The sequence below is a fragment of the Allopseudospirillum japonicum genome, assembly GCF_900108915.1.
Lineage (GTDB): Bacteria > Pseudomonadota > Gammaproteobacteria > Pseudomonadales > Halomonadaceae > Pseudospirillum > Pseudospirillum japonicum.
Genome location: NZ_FNYH01000002.1, coordinates 194,282 through 215,895, shown reverse-complemented (window position 1 = coordinate 215,895; position 21,614 = coordinate 194,282). Strand labels below are relative to the sequence as shown.

22 protein-coding genes are annotated in these 21,614 nt (G+C 44.2%); 8 read left to right on the top strand and 14 right to left on the bottom strand.

The features are described from left to right. Positions 1 to 64: 64 nt before the first annotated feature. Complete coding sequence (locus tag BMX05_RS03315) at positions 65 to 625, top strand: TRAP transporter small permease subunit (RefSeq protein WP_093308539.1); 561 nt, start codon at positions 65 to 67, stop codon at positions 623 to 625. Continuing rightward, entirely contained in the window at positions 625 to 2,022 is a 1,398-nt protein-coding gene (locus BMX05_RS03310) for a TRAP transporter large permease (protein ID WP_281246212.1), read from the top strand. Before BMX05_RS03315 ends, BMX05_RS03310 begins: the two co-directional genes overlap by 1 nt. Before the next feature lie 21 nt (positions 2,023 to 2,043). Here BMX05_RS03310 and BMX05_RS03305 read toward each other — a convergent pair whose 3' ends face one another. Beyond that, on the bottom strand, positions 2,044 to 2,493 hold the full coding sequence (locus tag BMX05_RS03305; RefSeq protein WP_245710404.1) for a YqaA family protein: 450 nt from the start codon (positions 2,491 to 2,493) through the stop codon (positions 2,044 to 2,046). Positions 2,494 to 2,816: 323 nt separating this feature from the next. Here BMX05_RS03305 and BMX05_RS03300 point away from each other — a divergent pair, with 323 nt between their 5' ends. Beyond that, entirely contained in the window at positions 2,817 to 3,806 is a 990-nt protein-coding gene (locus BMX05_RS03300) for a hypothetical protein (RefSeq protein WP_093308538.1), read from the top strand. A gap of 45 nt (positions 3,807 to 3,851) precedes the next feature. Here the strand turns inward: BMX05_RS03300 and BMX05_RS03295 are convergent, their stop codons facing one another. Then, positions 3,852 to 4,601, bottom strand: a complete 750-nt coding sequence (locus BMX05_RS03295; protein WP_093308537.1) for a FadR/GntR family transcriptional regulator — start codon at positions 4,599 to 4,601, stop codon at positions 3,852 to 3,854. A 135-nt stretch (positions 4,602 to 4,736) separates the two neighbouring features. On the opposite strand from BMX05_RS03295, the gene BMX05_RS03290 reads away from it, so the two are divergent. After that, positions 4,737 to 5,720 (top strand): oxidoreductase, encoded by a 984-nt coding sequence (locus tag BMX05_RS03290; RefSeq protein WP_093308536.1) that lies wholly within the window; start codon positions 4,737 to 4,739, stop codon positions 5,718 to 5,720. A 56-nt stretch (positions 5,721 to 5,776) separates the two neighbouring features. On the opposite strand, the gene BMX05_RS03285 is transcribed toward BMX05_RS03290, so the two are convergent. From BMX05_RS03285 to BMX05_RS03255, 7 genes are read right to left on the bottom strand one after another with little or no spacing between them, the layout of a single operon-like run. Then, entirely contained in the window at positions 5,777 to 6,085 is a 309-nt protein-coding gene (locus BMX05_RS03285; RefSeq protein WP_093308535.1) for a TapY2 family type IVa secretion system protein, read from the bottom strand. Between the two features lie 15 nt (positions 6,086 to 6,100). Next, positions 6,101 to 6,490: a type IV pilin protein gene (locus tag BMX05_RS03280; protein WP_093308659.1), complete on the bottom strand. Its 390-nt coding sequence runs from the start codon at positions 6,488 to 6,490 to the stop codon at positions 6,101 to 6,103. 58 nt (positions 6,491 to 6,548) lie between these two features. After that, positions 6,549 to 9,947: a PilC/PilY family type IV pilus protein gene (locus BMX05_RS03275; protein WP_093308534.1), complete on the bottom strand. Its 3,399-nt coding sequence runs from the start codon at positions 9,945 to 9,947 to the stop codon at positions 6,549 to 6,551. Between the two features lie 26 nt (positions 9,948 to 9,973). Then, positions 9,974 to 10,465 carry a pilus assembly PilX family protein gene (locus BMX05_RS03270; RefSeq protein WP_093308533.1) on the bottom strand — a complete coding sequence of 164 codons (492 nt, stop codon included), beginning with the start codon at positions 10,463 to 10,465 and terminating at the stop codon, positions 9,974 to 9,976. A 20-nt stretch (positions 10,466 to 10,485) separates the two neighbouring features. After that, on the bottom strand, positions 10,486 to 11,493 hold the full coding sequence (locus BMX05_RS03265; protein ID WP_093308658.1) for a PilW family protein: 1,008 nt from the start codon (positions 11,491 to 11,493) through the stop codon (positions 10,486 to 10,488). 12 nt (positions 11,494 to 11,505) lie between these two features. Then, positions 11,506 to 12,069 (bottom strand): type IV pilus modification protein PilV, encoded by a 564-nt coding sequence (gene pilV, locus BMX05_RS03260; protein ID WP_177166768.1) that lies wholly within the window; start codon positions 12,067 to 12,069, stop codon positions 11,506 to 11,508. A gap of 14 nt (positions 12,070 to 12,083) precedes the next feature. Beyond that, positions 12,084 to 12,581 carry a GspH/FimT family pseudopilin gene (locus BMX05_RS03255; RefSeq protein WP_177166767.1) on the bottom strand — a complete coding sequence of 166 codons (498 nt, stop codon included), beginning with the start codon at positions 12,579 to 12,581 and terminating at the stop codon, positions 12,084 to 12,086. 274 nt (positions 12,582 to 12,855) lie between these two features. Between BMX05_RS03255 and BMX05_RS03250 the strand changes: the two genes are divergently transcribed. The 4 genes from BMX05_RS03250 to BMX05_RS03235 all read left to right on the top strand — a co-directional run bounded on the left by BMX05_RS03250 (position 12,856) and on the right by BMX05_RS03235 (position 15,008). Then, a complete protein-coding gene (locus tag BMX05_RS03250; RefSeq protein ID WP_093308530.1) occupies positions 12,856 to 13,272 on the top strand; it encodes a PAS domain-containing protein in 417 nt (138 codons plus the stop codon). A 149-nt stretch (positions 13,273 to 13,421) separates the two neighbouring features. Further along, the gene (locus tag BMX05_RS03245) at positions 13,422 to 13,913 is read left to right on the top strand and encodes a hypothetical protein (RefSeq protein WP_093308529.1); all 492 of its coding nucleotides are present in this window, start codon (positions 13,422 to 13,424) and stop codon (positions 13,911 to 13,913) included. 21 nt (positions 13,914 to 13,934) lie between these two features. Further along, on the top strand, positions 13,935 to 14,549 hold the full coding sequence (locus BMX05_RS03240) for an SCO family protein (protein ID WP_093308528.1): 615 nt from the start codon (positions 13,935 to 13,937) through the stop codon (positions 14,547 to 14,549). 15 nt (positions 14,550 to 14,564) lie between these two features. Beyond that, entirely contained in the window at positions 14,565 to 15,008 is a 444-nt protein-coding gene (locus tag BMX05_RS03235; RefSeq protein ID WP_093308527.1) for a copper chaperone PCu(A)C, read from the top strand. Between the two features lie 49 nt (positions 15,009 to 15,057). Here the strand turns inward: BMX05_RS03235 and BMX05_RS03230 are convergent, their stop codons facing one another. The 5 genes from BMX05_RS03230 to gspD all read right to left on the bottom strand — a co-directional run bounded on the left by BMX05_RS03230 (position 15,058) and on the right by gspD (position 21,608). Further along, positions 15,058 to 15,576: a hypothetical protein gene (locus tag BMX05_RS03230; RefSeq protein WP_093308526.1), complete on the bottom strand. Its 519-nt coding sequence runs from the start codon at positions 15,574 to 15,576 to the stop codon at positions 15,058 to 15,060. 11 nt (positions 15,577 to 15,587) lie between these two features. Continuing rightward, a complete protein-coding gene (locus tag BMX05_RS12455; RefSeq protein WP_093308525.1) occupies positions 15,588 to 16,784 on the bottom strand; it encodes a hypothetical protein in 1,197 nt (398 codons plus the stop codon). Between the two features lie 134 nt (positions 16,785 to 16,918). Then, a complete protein-coding gene (locus tag BMX05_RS03220; protein ID WP_093308524.1) occupies positions 16,919 to 18,313 on the bottom strand; it encodes a hypothetical protein in 1,395 nt (464 codons plus the stop codon). 518 nt (positions 18,314 to 18,831) lie between these two features. Further along, positions 18,832 to 19,431: a hypothetical protein gene (locus BMX05_RS03215; protein WP_093308523.1), complete on the bottom strand. Its 600-nt coding sequence runs from the start codon at positions 19,429 to 19,431 to the stop codon at positions 18,832 to 18,834. A gap of 14 nt (positions 19,432 to 19,445) precedes the next feature. Then, complete coding sequence (gene gspD / locus BMX05_RS03210; protein ID WP_093308522.1) at positions 19,446 to 21,608, bottom strand: type II secretion system secretin GspD; 2,163 nt, start codon at positions 21,606 to 21,608, stop codon at positions 19,446 to 19,448. Positions 21,609 to 21,614 lie beyond the last annotated feature (6 nt).

Below are 21,614 nucleotides of genomic sequence, written 5' to 3'. Positions count from 1 at the left end.
CATGCTGGCATGGTTTCTATAACAAAACGCACCCTAGGTTAATAAGATCATAAAGGTATCGCTTATGACACCTCACATCGCCTCCAAGCTGGAATGCTGGATTAGAGGCATAGACAAAACCACGGAAGTTTTAGGAAAAAGTGTCGCTTGGTTGACGCTGTTGATGATGTTTATCAGTGTGATTGTGGTGGTATTAAGGTATTTGCTCAATATCGGCAATATTGCCTTACAAGAATCCGTGATGTATTTACACGCATTTTTATTTATGAGTGCCGTCGCTTTTACCCTCAAACATGATGGTCATGTCAGGGTAGATATTTTTTATCGTCGTATGTCCAAACGCGCACAAGCTTGGGTTGATTTATGCGGCGGTTTGCTCCTTTTATTACCTGTCACTTTATTTATTGGCATCAGTAGCTGGGATTATGTCATTAACAGTTGGATGTTGCAGGAGTCTTCTCCCGAAGCAGGTGGCTTACCCTTGGTATATCTCCTGAAAGGCATGATTTTTATGCTGGTCTTCACTCTCGCTTTACAAGGTATCGCCGAAATTTTGCGCAACTTGATGGCGATTTTAGGATGGGCATCCGCACCAGAACACCATGTTAATGAGGAGATGCTTTAGTGGCTGCTGTCGATATTTTACCTCTAGTCTTATTTGCTGCGGTTTGCTTAGTGTTAATGCTAGGTTATCCAGTAGCTTTTTCTTTAGCGGGTACCGCGCTTATTTTTGCCGGTGTAGGTAGTTTGGCAGGTGTATTCGATGCTTCCTATTTAGAGGCTATGCCAAACCGTTTATACGGTATTATGACCAACCAAACGCTGATTGCGATCCCTTTATTTGTCCTGATGGGCGTGTTGTTGGAAAAATCCAAGGTTGCCGAAAACTTGCTGGATGCAATGGCAGTCGTGTTTGGCCGCTTTAAAGGCGGGTTAGGGATCTCGGTCACTTTGGTCGGTATGCTACTTGCTGCATCAACAGGCATTGTTGGTGCCACTGTGGTCACCATGGGTTTATTATCCCTACCCACAATGCTCAAGCGGGGCTATGATCCTGCGTTAGCGACAGGCAGCATTTGCGCCACAGGGACTTTGGGGCAAATCATCCCGCCTTCTATTGCCTTGGTACTTTTAGGCGATGTCCTCTCCTCCGCGTATCAACAAGCCCAACTTTCTATGGGTATTTTTAGTCCTAAAACGGTTTCTGTCGGTGATTTATTTGTTGGTGCTTTAATTCCCGGTTTGGTGCTGGTAGTACTTTATATTGTGTATATCAGCGTACTTGCCCACCTGAAACCGCATTTAGCACCTGTGGCCTCACGTGAGCAATTACTGGCCGAGCGTACCCAACAAGAAGCCGTGTGGTTAACCTTAGTCAAGGGTTTGATTCCCCCTCTAGTCCTCATTATTGCCGTACTAGGCTCGATTTTATTTGGCTTGGCCACCCCGACAGAAGCTTCAGGTGTTGGTGCTTTCGGCGCTTTTGTGCTGGCGTTGTTGCAAAAACAACTTAAACGTCAAGTGCTTATTGATGTCGTGCGTTCAACCACACATGTGACCGCCATGATTTTTATGATTTTAATTGGGGCGGCGTTATTTTCTTTGGTGTTTCGTGGTTTTGGTGGGGAAGAGTTAGTCGAGCACTGGTTTGCTAACATGCCAGGAGGTGTTATTGGTGCCACAATTGTAGTTATGTTAGTGATTTTCTTACTCGGTTTTATCCTAGATTTTATTGAAATCACTTTTGTGGTTGTCCCTATTGTGGCACCTGTTTTGCTGAAAATGGGTTTAGATCCAGTGTGGTTAGGTATTATGATTGCACTTAATTTACAAACTTCTTTTCTGACACCACCGTTTGGATTTGCGCTCTTTTATTTACGGGGTGTGGCACCGGCTTCTATTCCAACCTCAGCGATTTATCGGGGTGTGGCGCCTTTCATCCTACTGCAGTTGATTCTTTTGCTGTTATTAGCTTTTTGGCCTGAATTAGCTACTTGGTTACCACAGCAACTCAATCACTAATGCAAAAGTGCGGCGACTAGCTCAGCAAAGCTGGTTCGCTGCATAAATCAACACCGCATAGCGTGTACCTTTACCCACAGCAGTGAGCAAAGTAAATAAAAGAAAGGGGACACGCATTAAGCCGGCAATGAAAGTAATAGGATCTCCAATCAAGGGTAACCAAGTAAAAAGCAAGCTCCAATAGCCGTAGCGCTGGAAATGCTTTTGGGCTTTTTGTAGCCCGGCCTCTTTTACGGGAAACCAAGACTTATGCTGATAAACTAATAAATAGCGTCCTAACCACCAATTTACGCAAGCTCCTAGGGTATTTCCCAAAGTCGCTGCCAGTCCCAGCATCCACAAATTGGCCGTGATATGGAGACTTAAACTAGGTGGCTGACAGCTATAACTGAGCACTAAAGCTTCGGAACCCAGCGGCAATAAGGTCGCCGATAGAAAGGCAACTAAGGCCACCATCATCAAGGTCAGCACAAGCAAAATATCCTAAAGTTATTGACGTCCCCCTCACCTTCAAAGGCGGAGATTTCTGGTGATTGCGATAGGGGAAACAACCGTTAGTGTAACGAGCCGACTCAGCCGCATTTTGGTCAAATCCCTATGCCCAGTTCTTAGAGAATGGGGAATCTGTTGCCTTGAGCTAGAGGAAGCCGTTAAAAGTATGAGATTCAGATGCGCAAGAACATAGCTTAATGGATACGCGAGTGATAGCATAAAGCACTAATCAAACAGATGCATCAAGTTCCCCAAAGCTATCCTTTGGGGTGTAGCCGCCGATACTAGAATGCGTTTTGCTTATGGATGTCGATAAACTAAATATGCAAGAGGCTCCCTTGGAACCTTTAGGGGGACAAGAGGCACCTCCGGAAGATGAGCGCCTACTCAAGATGCAACGCGAACGCGAACGCATCGAGTGGGAAGAACAAGAACGCCAGAAAAAAATGGAAGAAAGGCGCAAAGCTGAGCAGGCACGCCAAGAAGCAGAGCGCCGTAAACTTTACGTTGAGTTGGAGAACCTCGACTACGAGCTACTTGCCCTGACTGAGTATCCCTCTGATTATGAAGTGGAGTCTGCAAGACGTGCTCGTTTAACTTGGTTTGTATCCTTGGGTATCGCTGCTTTCTTGTTCTTCACAAGCTTGCTTAATATTGTAGGTCCTTGGGTCGGTGGGATTGCAGGCGGCTTGGCCTTTGTGCTCTGGTTAACTCATGGTACTGGGATGCTGCAAATCTTACCAAGTTTAACGCGTTACCCTGAGCTATTAACCAAACGCAAAAAACTCAAACGCGAACTGATCGAGTATGTACGCGATTTAGAAGGACGCCAAGGTTATATTTGCCGCATTTATCCTTTAGTAAAATTCAACCAACGTCTTAGCGCACGCAAGTTTAAACGTATTGCCCTCATGTCCAAAGAGCATACCCTGTTGGCAAACATGCGCACTTTGCAAGACACAGCTTGCTATCATGAGTTTTTAGTTGAGGCTTTGAAAGGCTATCGCGAGTTGCTACAACGTGAGAAGGAAGACGACTTTATCGATTCAATGGAATTAGAAGAAGACGAACTACTCGAAGATGAAGTCACAGAAGCTGCACGCAAGAAAATTCAGGCCAAACAACAGGAAAAAGCCGCTGAAGAAGAAGCCTTGATGCAGCCTGATCCTACACTTTTTGTCAATCAGCCTTCTGTGCACAGCGTGTTAACAGATGAGAATGATGAACCTTCTCACAAGTCGCACACATCTTCTCCTGATGATCTCACACAACCACCACCCCCACATCACTAGATCACCACTTATCCCTTGCCCTAACTAGGGCAAGGGTGAGCACAGTTACCCTCTTTGCGCACGCCAGTGTTGTGCTTCCTGATAACGTGCTTTGAGATAATCCATTAAGTCATCAACTGCTTGTTTCCCCTGTACTTCATCCCCTTGTTCCAAGGCAGTGACCATTTGATGATGACATTGAATCACGTGCTGGCGTTCACGGAATTGATACACGACCATATTCGCGACAGGCTGCATGGCTTCTACCAAAGCATACATTAAAAATTCCAACATCCGGTTACCACTAGCGTTGACTAAGGCACGATGAAAAGCCACATCCGCAGCACAAAATGCCTCATCACTCATTTCATCCTCTTGTAACTGCAAGTGCTGGCGCATCTGTTGCAAGTGTGTTTTTTCTAGCAGGCCTTGTTGCTGTTGTTGACAGGCATAAATCATACACAAACGGGTGAGCTGATGGCGCGTTTCGGCAATTTCCGCCAAGGAAAACTCATTCATACTTGCCAGCAGCATGGTAGTACTTACTAAAGATTCGCTTGATTCCTCTAAAGTAGGGCGACTAATAAAAGTTCCGCCTGTTGGACCGCGACGCGAGCGAATTAAGTTTTGAGCTGCAAGACGCTTTAAGGCTTCGCGTATTGTAGGACGCGACACTTGGTACTGCGCAGCTAATTCATCTTCTGTGGGTAAACGATCGCCAGCACGTAATTCACCTTCCAAAATGGCTTGACGTAAATGTTCGGCAATTTGCTTAGGCAAGCTATCGGTGACCAGTGGACGAAATTCTAACTTCACAAGGATGTCTCCAAGGGATGATGGGCAAAAATTGAGTATACCACAGACAAAGCAACTTAATTTGTTTGACAAATTAACAATGGGATTCTACAGTGTGTACAAGTCTTTTGGAACCTTCACATACAGAGGTATAAGATGCCATTTGATGCTCTCGTTCTGCGCCAACATGAAGGCAAAACCCAAGCACAAGTAGAAAGCTTGGAATTGGATGCGCTCCCTGCCGGTGATGTGCTGATTAAAGTCGATTACTCTTCCCTTAATTATAAAGATGGTTTAGCCATTACAGGTAAAGGGAAAATTGTACGTGATTTTCCTATGGTGCCTGGGGTTGATCTCGCCGGAGAAGTGGTTGAATCTGAAGCAGATGCTTATCCTGTCGGTAGCCAAGTGATTCTTACCGGTTGGAGTGTCGGCGAACGTTACTGGGGCGGTTATGCCCAATATATGCGTGTACAATCCAAATGGTTAGTGCCTTTACCTGACGGTTTAAGTACCCGTGAAGCCATGATCTTGGGCACAGCAGGTTTAACTGCACAACTTTGCGTACAACGTTTACAAAATGCAGGGATTACACCAGATCAAGGTCCTGTCATTGTCACAGGTGCTAGCGGTGGCGTAGGTAGTCTAGCGGTCAGCTTGTTAGCACAACAAGGCTTCAAGGTCCATGCTTTGTCCACTAAAGCACAGGCGAGCGCACAGCTTAAGGCGCTAGGGGCTGAGGAAGTGATTTTGTGGGCAGACTTTATGCAAGAAGCGCCCAAAATGCTAGAAAAATCTATCTGGGCTGCCGGTGTGGATACAGTTGGCGGAGACACACTTGCCAAAGTACTTGCACAAACCCAATACAATGCCTGTATTGCTGCGGTTGGTTTAGCACAAAGTCCAGCACTCAATACAAGCGTCATGCCCTTTATTTTGCGCGGTGCCAGTTTATTAGGCGTCGATAGTGTCATGCAACCTTATGCGCAACGTTTAGCTGCATGGGAAGCTTTGGCAAAAAATATGGCCCGCGAGCATTTACAAAGCGTCGCAGCAGAAATTTGCTTGGCCGAACTGCCTGAGTATGCTGAGGCGATTACAGAAGGCAAAATTCGCGGACGTGTTCTTGTCAAATTATGATCAAGAATGCAAAAAGGGCACTGAAAAGTGCCCTTTTTTATTGCTGATTCTAACAGTTATCTTGGGGTTTCTTCGTCGAGTTTGCGTGCTTGTGGATTAATAAAGAGTTTGCTTGCTTCCGTACACTCCAAGAAATCCAATACCATCAACTGGGTGCCTTCGTCGGTCTCAATCCCAAGTCCTTGAATGGATTTTTTGGCAGTTTCCAAGTCTTGCATATCCGCAAAGCGCACATAATTTTGCCCATCTGAGGCACTCACATAGCATTTATAAGCCGTATATTCCCCTTCTGCCAAGGGAGTAAAATCAACTGCCGCTGCATAGTTCGTCATACAGGTTAAAGCAAAGAATACCAAAGCACGCATGATGATCTCTCCCATTTACCATTTTTCTGTTGGGCCGCGTTGTAAATCTGATTGCATCCATAAAGCCCCATCCACAGCTTGCGAACCTTGCGGCGTAGCCGTTACACGGAAGCATTCATCAATCCCACCAGCACAAGCACTAATATTTAACGTATAGTGCTCATCATTCGATTTTTTGCTGTTAGTGCCATACAACTTAAGCACGGTATCTGCATAAGTACGATGCACATTAAAATATTCTTCCTGACGAGTCGCTGCTTGTAACAACAAAGCTTGTCCATCTGCACGCCGTGATTTACGCACAGACTCTTGGTAATTTGGATAAGCAAAAGCAGCAAGAATACCCACAATAGCAACCACTATCATTAATTCGATCAGGGTCATCCCAAGGTGGCGCTTATACATAATCACAAAGGTCCTTCAGTAGAAAAAGCCCCTTGCTTCAAGGGGCTATAAAAATCAATTAATCGGTTTGTTCAAACCAATAGGTCGGCACAACACGATTACGTGCTTTCGGGTTGGTCAGTCCGCCTTTTTCATTAGCACGGTCTTCCTCAACCATATCAGAAGCCACAGCCTTACCCGTACCTTGTAAATACACATCCCCTTCGCGGACTACCAGTGCTGGTGTACCAACAATGTAAGAACCCGCTTCTGTGCTGCGTGCACTGTCATCTACAGTATCTGTCCCTCTATCTTTAGCGGCCTGTGCGGTGAAAAGATCCAGTGCGTACAAGTGGCTTTTACCAATGGCTGGTTTACAAATCCCATCACCTAATAAATCCGGCTCATAAGCAGAAAAGAACAAGGTGTTATAAAGCACTACAGATTCTCCTAGCACCTTCATATGATGACCGCCATTCAGGTTAGGCTGGCTCACATGCAGATACCAACCATCAAAATCATCTGCTTTGTAATCAACCAGTTGATTGGTGCCGTTGACCAAATCTTCCAACTCTAACGGACGTGGGCCACCATCACGATCATTTAGTACAAAAAAGTGATTGTCTGTCCCTTGTTTTTTCGGGTGTGCACGATCACCACTTCCCAGTACGACTAAATCGGCTGGTTTGCCTTTCACAAATACAGACACCAGATTAGGACGATTAAAAAAGCGTCTATCTTCCGTGGTACTGGCATTATCATGACGTCCTAAACGGGCAAAATGATCAACCGTCCATGCACTTTTTAAATCACCAACCAGGTTGGCACGCCATACGTTACCGCCTGTATCGGCAAAATAAATCCGATCAGCACGACGATCATAATCTGTATCATAAACACTGACATTAGCCGCCACGCTGTCTTTTAACCCCTTAACGCTCAAGGTACCACCAGCACCTTCCGCAAGGGCAGACCACACAAGCTCACCTGTGTAAGCATCAATAATATAGATACCCCGACCCATGGTATCGTCTGTACCCAATTGCGCCATAATGCCCGTGTCTACTTTGTCCTTGTTGGTATCATACCCTGCACCAATCACAAACACAGGATTATCATAAGCAGGAATGCGCGCCGGCGCGGGGGTGGTCCAAGTTTGTCCAAGCTCGGCAAAACCTGGCGTCATATGGTTGATATGCCAAAGTAGCTGAGGCTGATTAGGGTTAGTAATATCTAAAGCATATAAGTGGCGACCGCCACGACGTAAGCCAAAGGCAATCACGACTTTATCGCCTGAGCCTGAAGTAATAACACCATCATCATTGGCATCATAACGCACATAGCCAATGCCACCATCAATACCATAAGGGTGACGACGGCCATCCCCTGAACCAGAAGGCGGGATCGCCCCAATATTTTCTAAATATTGACGTGTATACAAAAAGCCATCTTTTTTCAAATTCCCTTCATCAACACCACAATCATTACCAGGTTTGCAGCTGTAATATAATTGTGAGCGTACATCGGTAAAAGCACTGGGAATATCATTGACATAAGGCGTTAAGCAATTACTGCTATGACCTAAGCCACTAATTTTCACCCCATTTTGCACACGCAAATAAAAACCATCTTTGTAGCCTGAATCTTTTTTACTGCCTTTCGGGGTTTCTGAATGGGCAATATAACCACGTTCTGCCAATAAATCTGCAGCATCCTTTTGATTCATACAGCTTTTATCATCAGATATTGTACTAAAGGGTAGCCAAGGACCTAATAAGTTATAAGGTGATGTGCCATAAATCACATCTGTGGGTTCTGCATCACTCGATTCAGCAATATCTAGCGGCGTATTTTCTTGTAAGATACGATGCAAATAACCTAACTCTTTTGGCGTAAAGGCACTGATTTCTTGCCCTGTATCTCCATTAAGAATATGCAAAAAGCCGGCATTGGTCCCAAAAATCACTTTAAGATCTGCGGTTTTTTCTGTATTGCCACCATAATTAATGGCCACCGGATTAGAATGTAAAATATCTCCAACAATCCAAGGACGTGCTCTAGTTGTTGGGTCTTCATCTTCATCAGCAACATCCTCACCAGAAGCCCAACGGATTAGGTCTTCTAATTCTTTGGCGCTTGTATCTTCCGGTAAGCTAAAAAATTGCGCGTCTAAACGCGGATTTTCTGTATCAAAGGTTTCTAATGCGCCTTGATTCCCTGTATTGGTCACGAGATGGCGTGCACTAATCCCCGCATTTTCAACTTTTTTCACTAACAGCGCACCAGCGCCGCCCATTTCTACATTGTCGCCTTCATCACTGGCATTACTCCAGAAAGGTACAGCACTTTCTTTAATCTCACCTGTATCCGTATTAATAGCAGCATTATCATACTGATCAACGAGCAAACCTGTGGCTTCATCAAATTTCAATAATTTAATATTACCGCTCCAGCGGGGTTCATTACGAGGTAAAAAGCGGGGTACATAAATTTTATTTAAGCTCTGTGTTTGATCAGAAAAGGCGGTAGAAACCGCAGGTGCTGAAAAGGTGGTGCCTCGAGAAAGAATATCAGCGACAATAAATTCAAAGGCAGATTCTAATTCCTCTGCATTATCTGCGGTAAAATAACCACTACCATTATTAATTTTATCGCTATTCAGTGGCGCGGCCGTCGCACTTAACAGCGTTTGATTTGTGGTAAAGCCAATCGTATAAACCAGCACCTGTTGAACCCCATCGCTAGGGTCATTATTAATATCCTGAGTGCGCATATACTCGCTTAGCTCAGCCATACAGTTGCTGCCGCCTAAGCTATTTGATTTATTGCAATCTTTACCAATTAAAGCCTCTACTTTAGCGTCTGCATCCGTATCCGAGGTGGGTGCACCATCAGTCATTAAAACTACATAAAGATTTTCACAGGGGCGGAACGGGGTTTTATATTTTCCACCTGACTCTACGCTTTTGTCTCTTTTAGGGTTTCCATTATAAATTTTATTATCTGGTGGCGCATACTCAGGGCTAGATCCTGAGAAATAGCGATACATTTCATACATACTTTCGCAAAGCGGCGTATTTCCATTGGCTTTTAACTTATTGACCATATCAATCAAGTCTTGGCGTTCTTGCGGGCCTTGCTCTTTATTATTAGAACCTGGTAACCCATAAATAATACGCCCACCATCATAAGCACTACCATAATTACGGTTAAAAATCGCAAGGCCAAAATCTAACTCAGGGTTATTTGCTATCAGTGCTGTCACTACCTCTTTAGCAACGTCAATACGTTTAGTACTCCAGTCACCTGGAATACCTGACCCCATACTCCCTGAAGTATCAAAAACGACCATCACCTGCGGGCGACCGCCCAAGTCTTCAATATCATATGCAGAACGATAAACTTCTGTATCATCTGCAAATAAGGTATGGGCACTGCCAAATAAAAACACACCCAAAAATAGAACGACTGATTTCATTAATTTATCTCCCTTAATACGGATGATTAGGAGTCAGAATTAGAATAATGCAAAGAATCCATGGTACCAGCATTAATAGTCACTTCTGCTGCACCCTGTACTAAGTGAGAGCCTGCTTGTAATTGTTTACTACCTTGTTGCAAATTAATATCTATATCAAAGTGTTTACAAGCAGCGCGGTAAGCATCCACACCTAAAATCCGTTTTAAAGTATCATTTTCACACTTTTCTTCGCTTTTTAAAAAAGTGACGGTAACATTGTGATTGTCGATCACTTCATTACGTATTTGCCCTTCACGTTCCAGCTTTCTAAAAGGGTAATCAAGCTCACTGCGTTCCCAGTTTAATAGGGAATTAATAATTGCATCTGCATTTTGAAAGGTATCTGTTGTCACTTCTGCATTACGAGAGACTTTAAGTTCTAACATAGAACTCGAAGTGGCAGAAATCCCCAAGATAGCCAATCCAGAAAGTAAAATTAGCCCAATAACCAGCACCATACCTTGTTGTTGTTTCATGGCACTTCTCCTCATATTTATTAATTCGTATCCAGCATGAGACCTTGGCGATAATTACGCAGACGTAGGTTACGCAAGGTCACAGTTTTGCTCATCACAAGGCGGTAGCGGTTATCATTAAAAGCATTCACACTCACATCACCTAGCTGATAAGTACGAGTATCTGTATAGCCACCAAGTATTTCACTACGCACTAAAACATAAATCCGTGCTGCGATCACACGTTGCCAGTTAGGGACTTGGCTGGCATTAATATATTGGTCCACAGCACCATCAGCACGTATGCTTGGATCCCCTGCATCACCATCATAGCCCCATAAAATACGTAGACCTTCAATCCCTTCTAATAAGGGTTGCACACTCAGGCCACTGGCATCCAAACGTAAACGCGCTAGTTCAACCTGATCGCCTTGCGTACGGATATAAAAAGTATTCGCCACATAGTTCCAAATATCCTGGTTGTTATCTGCGTTGCTAGGTTCGCTTGGCGGACTCCCGCCACCTGAGCTAAAAATAAGCATTTCATTATTAAAGGATTTGACATACACACCTGCTGCCAAAGGTGGCGTTACTTGGGCACCAGCATAACGAATACTGATAATATCTCTTGGTGGCAAACCATTAGCAGAGCTTGCCGCTTGTGGTAGACAGCTTGGAATATTGGCTGTTGTTCCTTCAACACTCACTACAGCAAGGGGCTGCACTAGGTCATCTTCTGGTTTTGCACTTACCCCTGTAATATTCAGACCCAAAGGCCCTAAACAATCGCCGCTGACCGAAAAGTTATCCACTAAATAGGGATCTATCGCACGCCCCCAATAATCGGCTTGTCTTAGCTCATCAGCTAAATAAGAGAGTACAAAACGTCCTGTTTCTTGTAGGCGTGCTTGTAGCTCATTTGCACGATAAGCCCGTGAGGAGGTCACATAAGCTTCGCTCACCGCCAAAGAAAGCAATAAACCTAAAACTAAGGCGATCATAACCTCAACAAGACCAAACCCTTTTTGTGCGGATATTTTCAGCATCATGTTTACTGGCCTTTAATCAATCCGATGGATACGTGAGTTCAGCACCACTAAACGTCTTAAATCGTCATTGGTACCATAACGCCCTAAACCCGCACCACAATCATCTAGGTCATTTTGCGGTACTGGCGTACGGCCTCGCCATGCCACCACGACTTGTACTTGCTCGTCATTAGTACGAATGCAAGCACTAGGTGCTAGCAGGCCCCCGACATCCTTCCCATCAATCTGAGCAGCTATACCATCAAGCTCACTTTCCCACTGCCAAAGATCATAAGCCGCCATTTGATTTTCAGAACAGGTCGTATTCACGCCCTCACACAAGGTCGGCTTGGAAAGACTCGCTTGGCCTAAATTTTCCTCTTCATAGCGTGTTAACACATTCGGATTCAAACGCATACGCTCTAACATATCCTCAGCTAAAGCGACTGCTAAATTACGCTGCAAAGCATCAAAATTGGTATGGCTACTATTAACCTGCAGCCCCGCCATAGACATTACGCCCACAGAAATTACCACAAGCGCAATCAGCACTTCTAAAAAACCAAACCCTGTTTGTGAGGATAAAGACTTGGACATACAAGGTTTCTCCATTAAGGGCAGCTGGCAGTCAAAGAAGCATCCTGATAAGCCCGCCCAAGTGCGTTGACTTGGATCACTTTTGCATCAGGTGTTCCGCGATCATCACAAAGGTTAAATTGTGTCCCCGTGCCTTGCAGATAACCATTTGCCTGAAATGTTAAACTGGCAGCACCTGCATTCAGGCTAGACTGTTCGTTTAATGCGGGTAGGCTTTGGATGATATCTCCGTCTAGGGTGCGTATAATCCAGCCTTGTGACCAGTCACCATTATCTGAACAGGTACTTGCATCGCTAGAAGCACACACTTGGATAGGGACTGCACGTTTAATCGCTTCCGTACGCGCCAGTGCTAAAGAATGTACTAAATCAGAGGTATAGGCTGACATACGATTGTTGAGAATAAAGCTACGCAAGCTAGGCACGGCCATTGTTGAGAGCAAACCAAAAATTGTCAGGGTGATCATCAACTCTATAAAGGTAAAGCCAGTTTGCCGTAAGTTTGGGCGCATCCTAACCTGAGGTGGGCACACACGCATCTCCTGAAATCAAGTTAGTCAATATCTGGTAGGTATTTCTTCCCTAGATTAAGCATTAAGATAATGGATTTTACTCTGAGATACTAATGACAAATACTGACACAGGTACACATAAAGGTATATTTAATTGAACAAAACCTTTATATAAACACGTAAAAATACATCTTGGTAAAGACGCGCGCTTATCACACACTCGGAAGACATTTTGTCTCTGTTTCATCTTCAGTACACTTTGAGGCCGAACTCAATGCCAACTTTACCCATGCTGGACCCCAAGCTATTAGAGCGTATTGTGCAAAATTCAGAGGATGGTATTGTCATCGCAGAGCAGGAAGGGGATGACAATGTGCTGATTTATGTGAATAAAGGTTTTGAAAAACTCACCGGCTATAGCGCAGATGAAATCTTGTATCAAGATTGCCGTTTTTTGCAGGGTGATGATAGAGATCAACAAGCACTCGATAGAATTCGCGCTGCCATTCAAGCAGGTCAAGCGTGTCGTGAGATTGTACGTAACTACCGCAAAGACGGTTCCATGTTCTGGAATGAGCTCTCTATTACCCCCGTGTATAACGAAGAAGATCAGCTCACTTATTACATAGGCGTGCAAAAAGATGTTACTGAACTGATGCACTTACGCCATACACTCGCTCAAGCTTCTTAAAGCGCAGGCAAGGGGATTTGAGAGATAACCTCGCCCCTGATTGGGGTGAGGACGGGCTAGGACCTTGATCAGGTGCGGCAAGATGTCACAGTCTAGACACCGCCTCTATTTGCTATCATGCTTTTTGCACTAATTTATGTAGACTCCGCATGACTCAAAGCAAATCTTCACATTGGCGTTTGAATCTCTTAATGCTACTCACCTTGATGACTTTAGTCGTTGCAGGTTGGTATTTAATCGAACATACACAAGAGATCAGCATAGAACCACAAGTGCGCTGGTTTCCTCCTGAAACTGACTGTGCTTTAGAAACACAAGGGAGTTGTGAAAGCCAGATCCATTCTGCCAAAGTACGCCTAACCGTGCCACCCAATAGCTTAAAAGTGCTCACGCCCATTCCTATTGAAGTACATACAGAATTAGCCAAAGTACAAGAGGTCATCTTGGATTTCCAAGGCCGTGATATGTATATGGGAATTAATAGATACCCCTTATCCCGGAAGAGTGATCATTTGTATACAGGTGAGGGTATTTTAAGTATTTGCACTGATGAAGATATGGTTTGGCGCGCACGTATTTTATTTAAAACTCCGCAGGGCTGGTTAGGTACCTGGTTTGACTTCCAAGTGCCTCATCCTTAAATATATAAGAGGATATTTTTTATGTTAAGCTCCTCCCGCTTGCGTTTACTCTTATTGATTACTAGTTTGGCCCTTGCCGGCATTTTTCTTGGACGTATTATTTATATTAATATGGCTTCCCAAGAAGCTTATACTTTACCTAGTGGCGGGGATTTTCAATTAAAAAGTGCGCAGGGTCCAGTTAGCCTAAGCCAATATCCACAAAAAGCCATTGTAGTTTATTTCGGTTATACTTATTGCCCTGATATTTGTCCCACAAGTTTAATGACATTTAGCCAAGCGATGCAAAATCTCACCCCAGAGGAAGCAGCGCGTGTGCAAGGTATTTTTATCAGTGTAGACCCAGAACGTGATCATCCAGAACGCCTAGCCTCTTATGTAGATTTTTTTGATACACGCTTAATTGGTGCCACTGGTAGTCAAGCCCAAATCGATCAATTAACCCGTGCTTATGGAGCCTTTTATCGGAAAGTTGAGCTGCCAGATTCTGCTATGGGTTACGCGATTGATCATTCTTCTAATTTATATATTGTAAATTCTCAAGGGGATATGCTGGGCGTTATTCCCCATTCTCATCAAGCACAACCCTTAGTCGATACGCTACGCAAAGTGCTTGCACAACCTCACCTGTTATAAGGAAGATTCTTGACCATGTCATTTAAAATGAAAAGCTTAATTGCAGGCATTTTTTTAGGTTTAGCGACTCAAGTTTCTGCAGCAAGTTTAGAAGTTAAAGATGCTTATGCGCGTGCAATGCCAGCAGGCCAACCTAACTCAGCAGCATTTATGCAATTAAATAACCCAACAGATGAGGCACGCGCTTTAGTGAGCGCCCAATCTTCTGTTGCTGGTGTCGTCGAGTTACACACGCATGTACATGAGGCGGGCGTGATGCAAATGCGTAAAATTGATCAAATCCAAGTACCCGCAGGCGCAAGCACACAGCTAGCACCTGGCGGCCTGCATATTATGTTGATCAATTTACAGCAAGAATTAAGCGAAGGAAGTCAAATCGATTTGCAGTTAACCTTGGATAATGGCGAAGTGCTAGATTTGCAAGTCCCAGTGAAAAAGATAATGCCGATGCATCAGTAAATTCCTAAAACCTTAGGTTGGGTTGCCGTTAGCAACCTAACCTACGCTATTAAATCCCGAGAAGCTGCTTAAAACTTTCTAAGCTGTTTTCATCTGTTATCTTATAATCAGATAAAATACCATCCAAGTTGATTTGCAAACAGTGCGTTTGTGCTGCATCAATCTGAATCTTAACACCAGAACTCAAATTGATAATCACTTGCCCTGAATTTAAGCTCACCTCGGTAATGCTATTTTGTACTAAGCTTAAATCGACTAAATTATCTTGTCCTAGAAGATCACTAATTACAAGGTCAGCACTTTGTTGGGCACTAATTTTATATCTATCATTTGCTAAGCCTCCAGATGCTAAAGTCGGATGGCTAGCATCCAAATAGATATAATCTGCATCTGCAGTGCCCATATATAAGCTTTTCTGGCTTGTATGTTCTATGTAAATGCCCGTATCAATAGGCAAGTTTGTCTCTTCATCTGTACCATTATTGCCTAACAGATCATCGAGCAAGCTAGCTTGCGCACTTGTTGCTAATACCAAAGTGAGTGCCACTAATATTTGCTTTCTTCGCATTGCGTGCCTTCCTATAAGCCTAGCGCTGTCTTTAGTTGAGTAATTTGTTCAGGCAAGTTGAATGTTTCTGCAAATACAAGCGCTTTAAAATTAGCTACTCCTTTAATCTGAATGCTATTACCTGTATTTAACTCTATAGTTAATAGGTTATTTTCTAATTTTACATTTTCAATAGATGACTTAATCATCCCAAGCTGCAAAGTATTCTGCCCAAAAAGATCTACTATGTCGATTGAAGAAGCAGGCAAACTTCGAACAATATATTTATCATCTCCGAGCACGCCATTAATATAAGTTTCACCAAAAACATATTCACCGATATTAATCGTGTCAGCCTGATCTGTTCCTATAATAGAGGTCTGATAAGCGAGATCAGCATAAGTATCGCACTGAGGTGCATCTGTTACCGTATCTGTTGTGGTATCCGTAATAATATCTGTCGTGGTATCTGTTGTCGTGTCTGTGGTATCGTCAGTAATCACACCACCAGTATTACCATCATCCGTGGTTGCATCTGTTGTGGTATCTGTCGTGATATCAGTCACACTTGATCCATCAGCAGTATTGGAATCATTAAAACCTGATAAAGTATCCGCAAATACGCGCACACCTAAGTTGTTAATATTAAATTCCCATTCCAAGTTATAACCATTATAAATCACTAAATATTTGGTGATTTCTTGCGATGCAGAACCAGTGAAACCCAAATTAAAACCAACACCAAAATATTGATGCTTGGTAGTCACATTACATTCTGCATAACCACTAACCCAACTCGCTTTTACACCTGTTCCTGATTGTAATTGAGCAATCCGAGGGTGATTTGCATCATATAAAGTGGCCCATGCATCCACATTATAACTATGAATATCAGGGTTTCCACTAACAACTAACGTGCTATATCCAACAGGCTTAGTTAGCTTGACTAGGGTATAAGCATTCATACCGATCAAACCACTATTTAGATCACTAATACGATCCTTGCCTGCCCAATATGGGCTGGTATCTAAAGTATTTGATAAAAAAGCATTGGAATCACATCCAAATCCAGAAGATGAGTTCCCTGTGTTTGTATTGCTGCCACCGTCGAGAATATTATTGCTTGTTCCTCCTGAATTAGATTCTCCAGTAAGGTCTGTCAAAATGCTAGCAGAGGCATAACTACAAGATAAGGATAAAATCAGCGTCGTCAGCAGTTGGTTTTTCATATAAATTCCTGAATGGTGTTAACAATACTAAAAGTAAACCAAGTACGCTGAGCATAAATACAAAAAGCGGCGTCCGCAAGGACGCCGCTCTAATTAGTTGTAGCCTTTAGCTACTAGAGGTAACGCTAGGTAGATTACTGCTTAGCAGCAGGAATCAAGGTCACTTCTTGCTTAGCTACGTTCGCTTTTACCGTATAGGCGATCACAGGAATACCAGTGTAACCTGTAACAGCTGCAGAACCAGCGGCTGCACGCATATCAACATTGTACCAACCAGAGTCGTACAGGAACTTAGGATTGTTAGCAATCCACTGGCTGTCTTTGTTTGCTAGGTAAGTAGCCAACTCTTCTGGGTTTTGATCCATGCTGTAACGAGTGCCGTCAACAACGAAGTTCGGGTTAACGATCTCGGTTTCACACAAGGTAGATAGGTAAGGTGTGTAAGGAGAGATCAAAGCAGTCAAGTCTACAGTTTCTTCTGTGTTGTTGTAAGAAGAGAAGCTGTAAGCCGCTACCACAGAACAGGTGCCGTCGCCAGTCGTACGAGTGCTGCTACGGAAAGGTGCAACATTACCGATGTAGTCAGTGTATGCTGGGTCATGACGATACTTTGTAGGGAAGTTCACTAACAAGGTAGTGTTAGCTTCGTCAGTCCCTTCTTTGTAGCTCTCATAAGCACCAAACAGACGGTCTGCAGACAGAGCAGCTTCTACTAAGTAGAGGTTGTCTGCGCCAGCTGCACCAGCATATTTACCTACTGGAATGTTTTGACCTACGCCCGTGCTACCAAAACGGAAAGTATCAAACTCGTCGTTAGATACTACTTGGCCAGCGGCAGAAGCGTCTAATGCTGTGAATGGATACAGCATTTTCTGACCTGAAGGGAAGTTAACTGCAACTTCACCAGAGATCTGTACAGTCGCAGGGTTGTTAGCAACAACTAATGGCTGGTTTGCTGCAATCGCACGCAGATCAGCGATGTCCGTGTCGAAAACTTTAGCGAGTTCTGCTTTAGTCATGCCACGCTTAACTTGTACGCTAGAACCGTCAGTTAAGGTTACAGTACCTTCTGCAGAGTACATGCCATAAACTTCGATGTGGCCTTGGTTTGAGTTATCGTTAGCTACTGCAGCTAAAGAAACTTCCGCGCCCAACTCATTCGCCCAACCTGGGTTAGTACCTACGTTAATTTGACGTAAGGCTTTTACAGAATCGTCAGTTGAATAGAATTTGCCATCTTTCAACTCACCACGGAAAACGTCACCAGGTGAAAGGTAGATTACAAAGTCAAGGACTTCTTTTGAGTTCAACTTAGAACGGAAAGTGATGTGAGCCTTTACTGCACGGTTCAGATCAGGGTTAACCACAGTGATATCCGTAGTTACGCCTGCTTCTGCGGCATAGTATGGGCCTAACAACAACTGACCAGCGTTATCAGCGGCAACTTCTACCGCTTGCGCTGTGCCAAAGCCCAGACCTAAAGCCAGAGCTACAGAAGCAGTTAGTGCTTTCTTTTTAAAGTTTGTCATGTTCCTTTAACCCTTTTCGCTATTGGTTTACAGCTGGTACACAAGCTTAACAAAGTTAAGCAAAGAGTGTGATGCCATGCCTATTAATCAAAACGTGATTCTACCGAGAAATAGGTTAAGAATCACGCACTGATTGCTTGCCTTGCCTGAAAAGATCCACAAGGCAAGCTGCGACATGGACGTGTTTACTTACGTCTCCATTCTTCTACAGACCAAATTCATATTGAAGAATGCCTAGATGTCGCCTTTCTAGGGCTTAAACTCTTTTACTTAGTTATTTCTGAGATTAAAAGAGCTTAAGTGAATATTCTTGCGCTTGTAAGCTGCGCTAGCTAGCCAAAACTCGGTATACATATGCCGACTTAAGGTACAACAAAGGGACAAATCACGCAAGCCTAAGACTTCCCCCAAATTGGTCAAGTTCTGTCCTATTTTGGACGCTCAACCTAACATTAATTAGACTGCAATTTTATGACGTAGCGCAAACCCAAATAACCTGTAATTGATCTATATCTCATTTACATGAGTGTATCCAATAAACTCTTGGTCGTTTTAGTCTCTGGTTCAGGGACATTGGGCGCAAGCGGTACTAGTACTGCCTCATCTTGCATTGGTTGCGTTGGTGTAGTACTTGGCTTAGTCGGTGTGCTTGTCACTGAAGGCATGGGATTGGCTCGCAACTGCAATAAATCGCCTACAGGCTGTTGCGAAGATGTCAAAGCAATCTTATGAATTTTGCCACTCGATACTTGCATCAACACAACTTGTGTCTTGTCCGCTCGAATAAGGTAGATATCTTGCCAGCTTTGCCCAGAAATTAAATCAAACTTATGTCCTGTATTTACATCTTCAAGTAACACTCTGTATATCAGAGCTTGCCCTGGGTCACGGACACCTAAAACACCGAGCACTTTTGGCCACTGCCAACGTGCTTGTTGTGTTGTTTTTGTTTGGACAACAGACGACACTTGTGCGCTTTGTGTCGCTGCTGCAGTTTGTGGCCATACTAAGGCAGGACGCCCTTGAGCAAAGAGGTTCGTTTGCATGTCCTTAGCAGAAGTTGCCCATCCAAGTAAAGGGAAGCTTAGTAAAAGCCAAGCGAGGGCTTGTGGTCCCATATTTCCCCCCTGATTTATTGTTCGGATAGCAAACGGTCGATTTGACGCATTTTCTGTAAAAATTCAGGGATGAGCTGGCTACCTTCTTCTTCCAAACTCACTAAGCGTGGCGACAGAATCACCAAAAGCTCAGTTTTGGTATAGGTTTCTTTCTGGTTTTTAAATAAATGGCCGATCAAGGGTAAATCCTTTAAAAAGGGGACGCCCGTATTTGTCTGATCACGGTTTTGATCCATGATACCGCCTAACACCACTGAGTCACCATCACGCACTAACACCTTAGTTTCAACTAAACGCTTGGTAATCACGGGGGAATCCACGCCGCCTGTAGTGTTGCGTTGGGCCTTGGAAACTTCTTGCTTGATTTCTAGATTAATCAACCCATCTTCATCAATATTTGGTGTGACTTCCAAGATGACCCCTGTTGGTTTGTACTGCACCTCGTTCGTCAAGTTAGACGAGTCCGATGCGGTGGAGGAAGTCAACTGGCGGCTAATAATCGGCACTTCACTACCGACTTCAATCCGTGCCGATTCATTATCTCGTACCAGAACAGAAGGCGAAGACAAGACTTGAATCATTTGATCTTCCTGCATGGCATTAAGAACCACAGTCAGGTTTGAGAAATCACGTTTACCGACCAAACCAAACAACTTACCAGCGTCTCTTAAACCTGCTAAACCTAACTCATTGCTGACTTGAATATCCCCACGATTGAGCGCCCATTCGAGGCCGAACTCTTTACCATTATCCAAAGTCACCTCGGCGATCATCACATTAATCATGACTTCTTGCGGCAAAGCATCTAGGCGACGCAAAATCACTTTCAAACGTTCAAAATCTTGCTGATTCGCTTGGACTAATAAACTGTTGGTGACTGCATCAGCCACAATATCTAGTTCGCCATTAAAAAGTGCGCCGCTTGGCGTTGCCGTATTTTGTGCCTGTGCATTGGGTACAGGTGCGCTTGCTGTGGTATTTGCCCGTGCTTGTACTACACCTGAATATAGTTGCTGTAAGGTCGCAGCTAAATCTGCTGCTTTCACATGGCGCACCCGATAGTGATACACCTGACGCCTATCTTGGCTAATATCCGTATCCAGAATCTTCAGCCAGCGTTCTACTTCACGTAGAGAGTTAGCCGGTGGTGCGACCACAAAAATCGCATTTAAACGCTCTAAAGCAACAAACTGATAACTTTGCTGGCCTCCTGTTAATGCGGTAAACACTTGCGTTAACTCATCAACCACTGCCCCTGCTTGTGCGCTTTGTAACGGATAAAACTGTAAACTACGGGTACGAAAAGGATCTGTATCTAAAAGCTCTACTAAAGGCAAATAACGACGGACTTGTTCACCTTGACCTTGTAATACAAAAACATTCGCATCGGCTAAACCTTGCGTTTTTACTTGTGCTTGTGTCAACAGGGGAGCAAGTGCCTCTTGTACTTTGGTGACACTCACATACTGTAACGGCACGAGATGGGTCACTTGTCCGGCCTGTTGGGTTTCTAATTGACGTCGCCCTTGCGTCAGTACCGCCTCTTTACTGGTCGCAGGTTTAACGTGATAAAAATCACCCACTTGGGTCATAGTGACCCCTTGCTGCGCCAATAAATAATTTAATAAAGGCCACAAAGAACGGCTGTCCAATTCACTGGCGGTACTTAAAGACACACGACCTTGCACTTGGGGATCAATGACGACATTCAGCTGTAAAACATCCGCGAGCTGGCTAATCACTTCTGCTAAAGGCGCTTGCTCATAATTCAGCAAAACTTGGCGCACACCTTGTACTTGTGCAGCATCGACCGGTTGTGTTTGCGGTAAACGCGGCAAACGCCCCTGACTTTGAAAACCCGCTAGCTTAGGTGCAGTCTGGGGTAACGTATTACCTAAAATAGCTAACTGCTCTGGTGTAGTTACCTCTGCCGTTTGCACTGGCGACCCGACAGACAAATCACCCGCTTGCTTGTCAGGCGGCATCAAGCTTTGGCCTGTGGCTTGTTCGTTCGCTTGTATCGGCTGCACAACCTCGGTCTGAGGCTTGATCTCTTGTTGCGCACATCCTGTGAGCAAGCTAGTCAGCACCAGCGTAGACGCTAGCGTCCAACGGTTGCTCAGTGGGGCGCCTAATCGAGTGAGTCGATATGGGGTAACAGGCTGAATCAAAGACATGAAAAG

What these genes read in the sequence shown, in the direction of transcription:
- BMX05_RS03245 (WP_093308529.1), top strand. Translation starts at nt 13,422, where the DNA reads ATGACTCAAAGCAAATCTTCACATTGGCGTTTGAATCTCTTAATGCTA.
- BMX05_RS12455 (WP_093308525.1), bottom strand. Translation starts at nt 16,784, where the DNA reads ATGAAAAACCAACTGCTGACGACGCTGATTTTATCCTTATCTTGTAGT.
- BMX05_RS03270 (WP_093308533.1), bottom strand. Translation starts at nt 10,465, where the DNA reads ATGAAACAACAACAAGGTATGGTGCTGGTTATTGGGCTAATTTTACTT.
- BMX05_RS03300 (WP_093308538.1), top strand. Translation starts at nt 2,817, where the DNA reads ATGGATGTCGATAAACTAAATATGCAAGAGGCTCCCTTGGAACCTTTA.
- BMX05_RS03280 (WP_093308659.1), bottom strand. Translation starts at nt 6,490, where the DNA reads ATGTATAAGCGCCACCTTGGGATGACCCTGATCGAATTAATGATAGTG.
- BMX05_RS03290 (WP_093308536.1), top strand. Translation starts at nt 4,737, where the DNA reads ATGCCATTTGATGCTCTCGTTCTGCGCCAACATGAAGGCAAAACCCAA.
- gspD (WP_093308522.1), bottom strand. Translation starts at nt 21,608, where the DNA reads ATGTCTTTGATTCAGCCTGTTACCCCATATCGACTCACTCGATTAGGC.
- BMX05_RS03240 (WP_093308528.1), top strand. Translation starts at nt 13,935, where the DNA reads ATGTTAAGCTCCTCCCGCTTGCGTTTACTCTTATTGATTACTAGTTTG.
- BMX05_RS03255 (WP_177166767.1), bottom strand. Translation starts at nt 12,581, where the DNA reads ATGCGCCCAAACTTACGGCAAACTGGCTTTACCTTTATAGAGTTGATG.
- BMX05_RS03215 (WP_093308523.1), bottom strand. Translation starts at nt 19,431, where the DNA reads ATGGGACCACAAGCCCTCGCTTGGCTTTTACTAAGCTTCCCTTTACTT.
- BMX05_RS03275 (WP_093308534.1), bottom strand. Translation starts at nt 9,947, where the DNA reads ATGAAATCAGTCGTTCTATTTTTGGGTGTGTTTTTATTTGGCAGTGCC.
- BMX05_RS03230 (WP_093308526.1), bottom strand. Translation starts at nt 15,576, where the DNA reads ATGCGAAGAAAGCAAATATTAGTGGCACTCACTTTGGTATTAGCAACA.
- BMX05_RS03250 (WP_093308530.1), top strand. Translation starts at nt 12,856, where the DNA reads ATGCCAACTTTACCCATGCTGGACCCCAAGCTATTAGAGCGTATTGTG.
- pilV (WP_177166768.1), bottom strand. Translation starts at nt 12,069, where the DNA reads ATGTCCAAGTCTTTATCCTCACAAACAGGGTTTGGTTTTTTAGAAGTG.
- BMX05_RS03285 (WP_093308535.1), bottom strand. Translation starts at nt 6,085, where the DNA reads ATGCGTGCTTTGGTATTCTTTGCTTTAACCTGTATGACGAACTATGCA.
- BMX05_RS03265 (WP_093308658.1), bottom strand. Translation starts at nt 11,493, where the DNA reads ATGATGCTGAAAATATCCGCACAAAAAGGGTTTGGTCTTGTTGAGGTT.
- BMX05_RS03220 (WP_093308524.1), bottom strand. Translation starts at nt 18,313, where the DNA reads ATGACAAACTTTAAAAAGAAAGCACTAACTGCTTCTGTAGCTCTGGCT.
- BMX05_RS03235 (WP_093308527.1), top strand. Translation starts at nt 14,565, where the DNA reads ATGTCATTTAAAATGAAAAGCTTAATTGCAGGCATTTTTTTAGGTTTA.
- BMX05_RS03315 (WP_093308539.1), top strand. Translation starts at nt 65, where the DNA reads ATGACACCTCACATCGCCTCCAAGCTGGAATGCTGGATTAGAGGCATA.